Raw genomic sequence first — 848 nt, 5'->3', positions numbered from 1 at the left:
TCCTTGTAGAGTTTTTCTTATTTCGATAGGTGACATCCAGTTTAAAGTTTGCATGGGCAATCGATTGGATTTGTAGAGATAGCGCCCCATCTGTTTGATGAGATCGTCATAGGAATAGAACTGGAGATGTTTGTAGAATCGGTTATTGTCATTGCGATGGCTTCGTTCTACCTTGCCATTATGTCGAGGTGTTCGAGGCTTGATACACTTATGCTCAATCCCCAGCTCCTCACAAAGAAGGTCAAGCGGGTGGACTTGCTTGGTCTCTCTAAAGTGTGTAAATTCAACACCATTATCTGTTTGCAGGATTTTGGGCTGATAACCAAAATGACGAATAGCCAATTTCAAAAATTGAACTGTAGAATGAGAGCTTTGCTCCTTAAAAGGATAGATAAATCGCTCTCTGGAAGCTTCGTCGATGGCAGTATACTGATAGAATTTATCAGGGATAGAGCCGGTGTAACAGTATTTTGGGACATATTTGACATCCATTTGCCATTTGATTCCGATTTCGGTCGGCGTATGATAGGGTTTTGGTTTGTAGGCTTTTTTCTTTTCTTTAGAAGCTTTGAAGAAGCCTAATTTTCTCAGAATGCGAAAGAGGGAGCAAGGATGCCTGTGGTAACCTTTGTTTGTTTTGAGTTTATAGAAGATTTCAATCAGAGTAGCTTTAGGATTGCGGCGGATACAGTGTTTGATCCAATTGATTTCTTCATTGGTGTGACTATTTGGATGAGGGGTCAGAGGGCGATGGGATTTGTCTCTTAGAGATTCTTTGCTTCCATCGAACCGTTTATTCCAACGCATAAGAGAGGCTTTTGAGACTTTGTATCTCCGACAGATAAAGG

Annotated in this window: 1 protein-coding gene; it reads right to left on the bottom strand. The window is 41.0% G+C overall.

Annotation, left to right across the window (positions count from 1 at the left end; all coding sequences use genetic code 11):
* A partial coding sequence (locus tag FZ952_RS11510) for a DDE-type integrase/transposase/recombinase (protein WP_148881754.1) occupies nt 1-848 on the bottom strand: 848 nt, incomplete at both ends.

The sequence above is a fragment of the Streptococcus sp. Marseille-P7376 genome, assembly GCF_902460385.1.
GTDB classification, from domain to species: domain Bacteria; phylum Bacillota; class Bacilli; order Lactobacillales; family Streptococcaceae; genus Streptococcus; species Streptococcus sinensis.
The sequence above is the reverse complement of the archived record's forward strand: the minus strand, read 5'-3'. Positions and strand labels throughout refer to the sequence as shown.